General features: G+C 48.7%; 9 protein-coding genes. 8 read left to right on the top strand and 1 reads right to left on the bottom strand.

The window, feature by feature from the left end; translation table 11 throughout:
* The first annotated feature begins 150 nt into the window (after window positions 1-150).
* From LDL35_RS01890 to LDL35_RS01880, 3 genes are read left to right on the top strand one after another with little or no spacing between them, the layout of a single operon-like run.
* Window positions 151-1,446, top strand: coding sequence for a hypothetical protein (locus LDL35_RS01890; protein ID WP_304018934.1), 1,296 nt, complete (start codon window positions 151-153; stop codon window positions 1,444-1,446).
* Complete coding sequence (locus LDL35_RS01885; protein ID WP_304018932.1) at window positions 1,443-2,642, top strand: ABC transporter permease; 1,200 nt, start codon at window positions 1,443-1,445, stop codon at window positions 2,640-2,642. The genes LDL35_RS01890 and LDL35_RS01885 overlap by 4 nt, the downstream gene beginning before the upstream one ends.
* Window positions 2,639-3,307, top strand: coding sequence for an ABC transporter ATP-binding protein (locus LDL35_RS01880; RefSeq protein ID WP_304018930.1), 669 nt, complete (start codon window positions 2,639-2,641; stop codon window positions 3,305-3,307). Before LDL35_RS01885 ends, LDL35_RS01880 begins: the two co-directional genes overlap by 4 nt.
* An 80-nt stretch (window positions 3,308-3,387) precedes the next feature.
* Here the strand turns inward: LDL35_RS01880 and LDL35_RS01875 are convergent, their stop codons facing one another.
* A complete protein-coding gene (locus LDL35_RS01875) occupies window positions 3,388-4,227 on the bottom strand; it encodes a phosphate ABC transporter substrate-binding protein (RefSeq protein ID WP_304018929.1) in 840 nt (279 codons plus the stop codon).
* A gap of 239 nt (window positions 4,228-4,466) precedes the next feature.
* On the opposite strand from LDL35_RS01875, the gene LDL35_RS01870 reads away from it, so the two are divergent.
* From LDL35_RS01870 to LDL35_RS01850, 5 genes are all read left to right on the top strand, one after another.
* Window positions 4,467-5,282, top strand: a complete 816-nt coding sequence (locus LDL35_RS01870) for a HAMP domain-containing protein (RefSeq protein WP_304018927.1) — start codon at window positions 4,467-4,469, stop codon at window positions 5,280-5,282.
* 22 nt (window positions 5,283-5,304) lie between these two features.
* Window positions 5,305-5,535 (top strand): hypothetical protein, encoded by a 231-nt coding sequence (locus LDL35_RS01865; RefSeq protein WP_304018925.1) that lies wholly within the window; start codon window positions 5,305-5,307, stop codon window positions 5,533-5,535.
* Window positions 5,536-5,540: 5 nt separating this feature from the next.
* Window positions 5,541-7,193, top strand: a complete 1,653-nt coding sequence (locus LDL35_RS01860; protein ID WP_304018923.1) for a response regulator — start codon at window positions 5,541-5,543, stop codon at window positions 7,191-7,193.
* Window positions 7,183-9,588: a methyl-accepting chemotaxis protein gene (locus LDL35_RS01855; RefSeq protein WP_304018920.1), complete on the top strand. Its 2,406-nt coding sequence runs from the start codon at window positions 7,183-7,185 to the stop codon at window positions 9,586-9,588. The genes LDL35_RS01860 and LDL35_RS01855 overlap by 11 nt, the downstream gene beginning before the upstream one ends.
* A 96-nt stretch (window positions 9,589-9,684) precedes the next feature.
* The coding region (locus tag LDL35_RS01850) for a hypothetical protein (protein ID WP_304018915.1) at window positions 9,685-10,000 on the top strand (316 nt) is incomplete at its 3' end.

The following is a 10,000-nucleotide window of genomic DNA, read 5'->3' as shown; positions in this document are numbered from 1 at the left end:
CGGGTGGCAACCTCCAGTATTCGTTTCTTTGCTTCTTCTTTGTATTCCGGGACTACCCGAGGCATGGGAGAAATGTTGGTTGTGTGATAATATAATGACACGCATGTCAGTAACATTTATGTCAGAATACTGACATTTATGTTATAATAAATGACGCAAGTGTCAGCATGTCCTGCATCTCTCCTTTCATGCCGGATAAAAAAAGAAACAACTCAGTACCGAATAGTCTGCATTCTCATCTCTTTCCTTATCATTCTGGCGGGGATAGGACTTACTGGAATTGTGACTGCAAGTGAACCGACCATTGTAATCTCCTCGTATGAGGTCAGACCTGACGTGATCATGCCCGGAGGCTCTGCTCTCATTACCGTCCAGGTATCAAACACGGCAAAAGGTGCATCGGTAATAAAAACCGGTGGGGATCAGACAACGGGCCAGTCGGTAACTGAGACGAGGGATATCAATGTCTACCTCTCAGATGTCTCTCTCTTTGGGAATGGACTTCGTGTGGAGTCAGGGGATTACCGCCGGGTCGGAGAGGTTGGTCCGGGGCAGTCAGTACCCCTGACATTCCTGGTGCAGGCTCCGCATCAATCCGGAATCTACTTTCCAGAGCTCCATATCGCAACCGAAGGAGGAAGGAGCCTGAAATATCCGATACCGGTGAATGTCAATGATGACAGCCTGGTACAGAAGAATCCTGCCCTGCAGATTACAAAACAGATTCCTGCCTCGGTAATACCCGGAGATGACGCAGCGGGGACTCTTGTTCTTCATAATGACGGTGATACGGCTGCATCTGAAATTATGGTGAATATCAGTCCGGCAAGCCCTGAAATCTCGGTGACTAGTCAGGTGGTAACCCATATATCACGCCTTGGCCCAGATGAGGATGTGAGCATCCCTCTTACGATTTCAACCAGCCGGAAGACACCAGAAGGAATCTCACTCCTCACCTGCACCCTCCGGTACAGTACCGCAGGAGGGACGATCCTGACACAGGCCGAACAAGTACCGATCAAAATTTCCGGAAAACCGGATCTTGCCATTGCCGCAGTAACTTCAGATCCGGTCCGGATTTCGGAGGGAATGCCCTTCTCTCTCATCGTCCGGATTGAGAACACGGGGACCGGGGATGCAAATGGAGTCAGGGCAGTCATTGATGCCCCGGTAAAAGGGACAAAAGAGGCCTTTGTCGGGAAAATTGAACCGGATAATGACGGACCTGCTGTATTTTACCTTCAGGAAGCTCCCGCCGGAGATTTTCAGATCCCGATAACGGTCAGGATGGAGCATGAAGGGGTAGAATATGTCATGGATGATACTCTCTCGCTGACTATTACATCCCGGGGAAATCCGTTGCTCATTCCGTTTGTTATTATTCTGTGTCTCATCGGTGGTGGTATCGTGGTGTATCGTCGCCGGCAGTCGGAGAATTCGGTATGAAAACGGTCAATCTTCCGGTGTATCTGGCCGTTCGTGCAATACAAAGAGGGAATAAAGGGACATTTCTCCTTACCATTATGATTGTGGCATTATCCTTTGTACTGATGGTCTTCATGCCCTCCCTTACCGCAGGAATTACCGGAGCATACAATCAGCAGGTCAGTGATTACCAGTATGCTGACCTGATTATCGAACCGGATGATGATACTCAGGTTCTTTCAGATACTCATACGCTGGTCAGGACCATCGAGCGGACTCCTGGTATCGCTGCAGCCTCGTCACATTTTATCGTCAGCACTTCGCTGAAATCGGATAAAATGATTCTATCACGGGGGGTTGTTGCAATTATCCCGTCAGATGAAGAGCGTGTCACAAAGACCTCTGGGAAGATAACTGAAGGTCGGTATCTCTCTGATGGTGACACTAATATGATTCTGCTCGGGTCAGTACTTGCCGGTCATGATGATGAGAAAAAGGATAAAATGGAATCGCTGGGCGGGGTTCATGCCGGTGATTCCCTGGAAGTAATATTTCAGAACGGTGTTGTCAGGAAAATGACCGTGGCAGGGATATTTGAGACTGGCTCCATCTCTGCTGATAATGAAGCATTCATCACACGAAAAGAGCTGGAATCAGTGCTTGGAGCGACTGACAAATCGTCTCTCATTCTCATCCGCTCATCTGATGCAGACACACTTCCACAGACCAAGATACGGCTTATGGAGTTTGGAATTCATGATGATATCAAGACGGTAACAGAAAAAGGAGAAGGAATAATTGGCGATGCACTGAAGAGTTTCTCCCTCCTGAACTCTATCATGCTGGTCTTTTCCCTCGTTATTGCAAGCATTGTCATCTTCATTGTGGTATATATCAACACAACCCATCAAAGAAGACAGATTGGCATTCTCAAGGCTATCGGGATTCCTGAGCGGGATATCGTCAGGGACTATCTGGTCCAGGTTGCTGTAATCTACGTCTCTGGTGCTCTCTGCGGGGTGGCACTCTTTACGGGCCTGAGTGAATATTTCAGGGCTTTTCCTCTTCAGTTTCCAGCCGGTGCAGTGTATCCGGTGTTTGATCTGACTGTCCTTCTTCCTTCCCTCATAGTTCTGGGTGTCGTGTCCCTGGTAGCCGGTTTCATTCCTGCAAGGCAGGCAACCTCTGAAGAGATTCTGGATCTGGTGAACCGATGATTGAGACCTGCGACCTTCGAAAAACATACCTGATGGGTGATGTCAGCGTTCATGCATTACGGGGTGTTTCGGTCCGGATAGAGAAAGGAGAGTTTGTGGGAGTTATGGGGCCATCCGGAAGTGGAAAATCCACATTTCTTCATCTCATCGGACTTCTTGACTCCCAAAGCTCAGGAAAGGTCCTGATTTCTGGAACAGATGTCTCTCTGCTCTCCAATGAAAAACGATCCCGATTTCGACTGGAAACCATGGGGTATGTCTTTCAGGACTATGCTCTCATTGAGGATCTGACAGTAGTGGAGAACATCGCTGTGCCGGGGTTTGGTCTGGGAATGGATTATTATCAGGTGATGGATAGGGCTATGAGGCTTGCTGATGAGGTTGGTCTTTCTGGCCGGGCTCATCATCTGAAACGTGAACTCTCCGGTGGTCAGCAGCAACGGGTAGCAATTGCACGAGCCCTCATGAATGAGCCTGAAATTGTATTTGCCGATGAGCCGTGTGCCAATCTTGATACTGCCTCTTCACGAATGGTCCTTGACCTCTTTCAACGTCTGAACCGGGAGCATGGACAGACTATCGTGATGGTTTCCCATGAACCCTGGCATGAGGAGTACTTTGACCGTGTCATCCGGTTCGTTGATGGCAATATCGATTCCGGATAGAAAATGCCGTATGATGAATAGAAGAACAGGAATGGAGAGAGTTATTCTCTCCAACGGATTGTACGGTTCGAACGATTCTCTTAGATGCTTACAAAGCCCTGTTCTTCGACAATCTTCTGTCCTTCAGCACTCAGGACAAAGTCGAGGAACTCTTTTGCAAGGCCTTCCGGTTCACCGGCGGTGACGAAGTATAATTCACGGGAGAGCGGGTACTCACCGGACTTTACGGTTGCAACTGATGGCTTTGAGTTCTTTCCATCGGTGCTCGTGATCTCAATGACCTTTACACCATCTTCAAAGCCCATACCGACATATCCGATGGCGGTCGGGGTCTGGGAGACGTACTGCTGGACTGCACCGTTTGAGTTCTTTTCAAGCATGAACTTGGTAAAGTCTTCCTTGTTGAGGACTTTCTCAAAGAAGAACTCTCTGGTCCCTGATGCACTGTCACGACCGACGATCTCAATCTTGCCAGTCTCTCCGCCAACATCCTGCCATCCGGTGATGGTCCCGGTGTAGATGTCCTTGATCTGTTTCAGAGTAAGTGCTTCTACGGGGTTTTCAGGGTTTACAATAACTGCAATACCATCCTTCGCGACTGGAACGGTCTGAAGTTTCGGGTATTTGGACTTCTCTTCGTCTTTCAGTTCACGGGATGCCATTGCAAGGCTGACAACACCTTCACCGATTGCCTTGATACCGGCACCAGATCCTCCACCGCTGACCTGAACATCAATATCTGGGTGAGCATCCATGAATGCTTCTGCACATGCAGAGGCGATCGGAAGAACGGTTGTTGAGCCAGATATACTTAACGTCGTCTCTTCTGCCATTACCGGGGCAGTGGCACAGAAGACGGCACAGAGCAGGAGTATGATTCCTGCCATCCGGAGAACCGGAGTGTTCATCGTATGAGACATGATAAATCCCGACACCCATTGTCATCCCGGTATTATTCCGGTTTCCGACAGAGAATATAGAGAGATATGGTGGATCAGGAGGTATATGATATCTCTATAGTTCTCTATTCTCACTATATCTGACAATAGATTCTATGCCGAATCATTATCGAACCTGCATATGATCATATGTGCATACATCCTGATCCTGTCCGGTTCTTTCGGTCAGTGATTCGGGACTTTTTGGAGAGATTCATTCTATGGCAGATATGCTGCACTCAATCATGACAAAACTCACCGCCGGTTTTGTTATCCTGGTAATCCTGATTACCGGACTTACATTTTTGTTTACCGTCGGTGCATCAACAGAAAAAATACAGGAATCAACTCAGCAGGAGCTGGTGGCTCTTGCCTCCCTCACTGCAGCAGACCTGAACGGTGATGAGATCGCCAAATTAAAACCCGGTATGGAGGCTGAAATCCTCTACCTCATGAATGCTGAACAACTGGCCCATATGTCCCAAGCCGATCATGAGATTGTGAAGATTTTCACCGCGAGAAAACAGGGCGACGGGATGGAGTATGTCATAGACAGCGGGTATAATATCGGGAAACGGGACGTGAAGATAGGCAACCCGGTGTCAAATCCGACGCCTGCCATGCTGTCGGCATTTTCAGGTTCCTCTGTTGAAAAGGAGTTTGTAAAAAGGCCCTGGGGAACTGTTCTTGCCGGGTATGCACCGATTAAGAATGCCAGGGGGGAGGTTATCGGTATCGTTGGTGTGGATATGGATGCAGCGGTTGTGAAAACCCGGATGGACTTTGTCGGCCAGACCATCTATCTAATTCTGATCCTGGGTATTCTCTCTGCAGGGCTTATCATCTTTGTATTCTCCAGGACGATGATCCGTGACATTCACATGCTGATTGAATCGGCTAATAAGATAAGCAGGGGAGATACGAATGTCTCGATCACCATCCGTCGCAATGACGAGATTGGTGAACTTGCCTCATCATTCAAACGGATGATAACCAGTCTGAAGATCCTGATGCACCAGGACTACCAGCATGAGTGATTCTGAATAATGGGGGATTTTTATGAGCAAAACCTCTGATGCAGTGCTTGAGATTGCAGTTGAATATCTCGGCCCTGCAGCAATCACCCTCCTTGAAAGGCAGACCAAGTTTCATCTCAATGGTCTGAATTTCCCGGATATCGGCCCTGAACACTGCACAGAACTGGCGAAATGGGTCGGTCTTGCATCAGCCATGTTCATAGAGCAGGATCTGGCCCAGGAACTTGCAGATAAGATCGGGAGACTTGGGTGATACTGATGCACCACTCATCACCTCCCCTAGTTCCAGTCCACGTCCTTCATGTGGATGATGATGCCCATATTCTGGAGGTCACAAAGGCATTTCTTGAACGCTCCGGCCATATACGGGTATCTTCATGTTCATCAGTTCAGGAGGCATTCGAACACCTGACTGAGTATCCGGTGGATGTCTTCATATCAGACTATGAAATGCCTGAAATGAGTGGAATCGAACTCTTGCAAACGATCAGAGGTCATGGGTGTGATATTCCGTTTATTCTCTTTACCGGCCGGGGAAGAGAGAGTGTTGCGGTATCGGCAATCAATTCAGGAGCCACCTTTTACGTACAGAAGGGAGGAGAGCCCAGATCTCAGTATGCAGAACTGTCTGATAAGGTCATGAAGGCATACCGGCAGTACCGGGATCAGCAGAAACTTCGGCATCTCTCCCGGATATTTCAGGTTCTTCGGGAGGTATCTGACACTATTCATGGGAATGAGATGAGAGAAGAGGTTTTTGCCCGTCTGTGTAGCAGGATTACGTCAGAACCCGGCTATCAGAACATGCGTATTGTCCTGTTTGATGCAAACGGGAATGTGTCCGGGGTGTATCATGCCGGTCTTGAAGAGCAGATGGACCGGTTCCTCTCATATCTTCAGGCAGGGAACAGGACCTCATGTTACAAGAGAGCCCTGCAAAGCCGGTCAGGTCCGGTTATCTGTGCTCCGGACGAGACCTGTGTATCATGCCCGCTCTACTCCGGCCATCATGACTCTCATACCCTTACGGTCAGACTGGAACATGCAGGAACGGTCTTTGGCATCGTGTCCGTGACCCTTGAGCCTGAATATGCCAGGGATCCGGATGAGCAGGCGATGGTGCAGGATGTTGCACGGGAGATATCATACGCTCTTCATCACTTTCTCCTCCAGGAAGAGCATAAAGAGATGGAAAACCTGATTGGGACGAATAAAAAACTCGATATCCTCAATACGATCACCCGGCATGATATCAGGAATGAACTGACCGCCCAGCTCTTTCATTATGACAATCTGCTTGAACTCTCGCACAAATATCCGGAGATTGCGCAGGATGTGAAAGAACTGGGAATTTCCCTGAATAATATCCAGGAACACTTAATGTTCTCTGATGTGTATCAGAAGATCGGGATTCAAAAACCAAAGTGGCTTTCTATCTCGCGTATAATCGAGAATATCAAACATTCTCATGAATTCGGGAATGTCTCCATCCTCCATTCAACCGGGACGCTTGAGGTGTATACAGACCCGATGTTTGGAAAGATCGTCATCAATCTTGTTGAAAATGCCCTGATGCACGGGTGCCGGGTTTCTGCAATACAGATTCGGTTCGTAGAGCGGATAGACGCCGGCCTTCTCATCATTGAGGATGACGGGATGGGTATTCCGGATAATAAAAAGAAGGTTATCTTTGAACGTGGAGTGGGCCGGAATTCTGGTCTTGGTCTTTTTTACACCAGGGAAATTCTGGGGATGACCGGGATGAGCATTACTGAGAATGGAACCTATGGAAAAGGTGCCAGGTTTGAGATATGTATTCCGAAGAGTTGTTACCGGTTTTACAAAGGGGAGGAACTGATGAACGCTTTACACACTTCTTTTGCAGGGCAGGTGCATGCCGATGATTCATAATTCTGTTGTTTCAAGACAAGGTGCTGCGGCAGATTCGTTTATTCAGCATATTTCACAAGGGTCGTATACGTTCTCATGTTGGGATGATTACATCGATTCATTCCCGGTTCCGGTTCTTCTCTGTGATCATACCCTGACGATTTCACATGCAAACGAAGCCTTTCTTAGTATCTCCGGGTTTCAAAACGAGACTATGGAAGGAATGCATTTTAAAAACCTGCCTGTTTCTCTTCTTTCCGGTGAGTCGGTCTGGGATGCTGCACTTTCCGGACGGATAACCTCCGGGGTAGCTGAGGTCATCTTTCCGGCAGGGGCAGGGTTTTATGAGATTCGGGCTCTTCCTACAGTCCCTGAAGGTACATCTCTGCCGGTTATGCTGGTGTTCTTAATTAAACCAGATAATCCCCCTGACTTTCCGTCATATGATACGATCAGGAGGTCTCTTTCTGAATCCTGTGAGATCCTCGCAGAGATGGATGGGACTATCCTCTCCATGACTTCCGGTTCCCGAATTCCCATCCCGGCTGATGTCCTTCTGAACAATAATATCCTGAAGTGGGACGTGCTCTCTATGCATCATGCAATACAGGACGTTTCGAATCATCCGGGGACAGAGATTCGGTTTGTTCACGAAGATACCCTGTCAGAGGTTGCACACCTGATTACCGTCCGGGTCTGTGAAGTGGTTCTCCTCAAGCGTTCGGTCCTGTTTCTGACCATAACAGAACTTATCCCCCCGGTTGAGGAAAAAGCCGCGAGTCCTGATAATTCCGCTCTTTCTTCTGCACTGGAACAGCTGGCAGCAGAGATATCTGCAGGGAATTTCTCACACCGGATGGAGATTGAGTCCTGCCCTGAGGATCTACAGCCCGGTATTCAGGCGATAAATACCATGATGGAGCAGGTACAGGTGCAGTTTTGTGCACTGACTGACGGAATCTCCCAGATGAACTCAGGATGGATTCCGCTCTACATACCGGCACCACAGGAAGGGCCGTTTTTCGGTATCATTCAGGATCTGAACGGCGCACTGGACAGCCTGCAGCTCATGATTGCAACCGTTGAATCCTTCACGATGTCGGTTATGGAGGGAAATCTTACGGTGAAAGGGGATACGTCTGGACTATCCGGGTATTATCAGGCAATGATTGCCGGGATGAACCAGATGCTGGTCAGGCTGAATACCCCCCTTCTTGAGATGAAACGGGTAGCAAAGGCCTATGCAGCGTGTGACTTCTCCTCACGGATGGATGAGAGGATTGCATATCCGGGAGATTTTGCCAGTATGAAGGAGTCCATGGATTCGATTGGGATCTGGTGCTCTGCAGTTGTCGGGGAGATTGACCGGGTGAGCAGCCGGTATGCATCCGGTGACTTTACGGCTCGTATGAGTTCAAAACTTGAGGTGACAGGGGATTTTACTACCATCCGGAGTTCGCTTGACAATATCGGGGTTCAGGTAGCAGAAAGTATCACGGTGCTTCGGAATGCCGCTGATGTGCTGACCGAAGAGGCTGATGGAATTAAACGGGAGATTGCAGCGGTTTCAGGGCAGGCTGAGACCCTTGCCTGTTACACGAGTGCCGTATCTGATCGGGCGGTCAGTGTCCAGGAGGAGGTCAGGCAGATGGTTGTGAGTGCTGATACTGCCATGCAGGCGCTCTGCGGGATGAATGAGAAGGTGCAGGAGGTTGCAGAGACATCGGCAAGGACGCATGAGATGTCATCACAGGGAGTTGTGCTGGCGACACAGAGTCGGGAAGGAATTGACGCCATTTCAGAAGCAGCCGGGTCTGTGGACAGTGGGATTTCCCGTATCCATGAAGAGCTGATCAGCATTGAGAAGATCATCAAGGTAGTGACGGATATTGCAAACCAGACAAATCTGCTTGCCATAAATGCAGCAATTGAGGCAGCTCATGCCGGAAGGTATGGAAGGGGATTTGCGGTTGTTGCAAGTGAGGTAAAGCATCTGGCTGTGCAGTCAAAAGAGTCCACAACCAGTATTTCCCAGACGCTTGGAGCGCTTCATGATGCATTCCGGGAGGTGCGGGATAAGGTCTCACAGGTCCAGGGAGAGATTGAGTCCAGAAGTCATGCCATCTGTGAAATGGTTCATTTATTTGAAAAGATGGCCGGAGAGGTTGAGGTTATCGCAACCATGAGCCGGGAGACCGGGATGCTATCACATGAGCAGGAGAGCAGGATTCGCGATCTGAATGAACGGGCTCGGACAATAGGTGATCTGATGGTTGAGACCGCCCGTGATGCCGGGGCATCTGCAGAGGCCTGTGCTTCATCCTGTCGGTCGATTGAACAGATATCCGGTCATATTGAGGCCGTTGCACGGTATGCCGAAGAGATTCATGGAGGTATAAGCGGGTTTACCGTGTAATTCCTCATCATCATGTTCGGTCAGACGGAATCAGAATTGCAAGGTTTGACCGGGTTGCATACAGGGAAAAAATTTACCATACGGTCGGGCTGAATCGTGTCTGTACAGTCATTCATTCTTTTTATCGGCCTTTTCTTTATCATAGCCTGTGCATTCTTTGGTATTTTCTATCTCTATCACTGGTTCAGGCCTCGTGAAATGAAAAAAACCATACAGTATTATGCGACTCTTCTTGAATCCTCACCTTTCCCGGCCGTCATTTTCCGGGTTTCAGACCTGAAGATTATTGCTCTCAATGTACGGGCTGCGGATCTGTTCAGGGTTTTAAAAGAGAAAGCCGTTTCCAAATCGATGCTTGACTTTTTTGTCTCTCCTGATGATCTGCAGGATATTATGGCTCATCTGAATCTTC

The organism is Methanospirillum hungatei (assembly GCF_020216685.1).
In the GTDB taxonomy this organism is placed as follows: domain Archaea; phylum Halobacteriota; class Methanomicrobia; order Methanomicrobiales; family Methanospirillaceae; genus Methanospirillum; species Methanospirillum hungatei_B.
The sequence above is the reverse complement of the archived record's forward strand: the minus strand, read 5'-3'. Positions and strand labels throughout refer to the sequence as shown.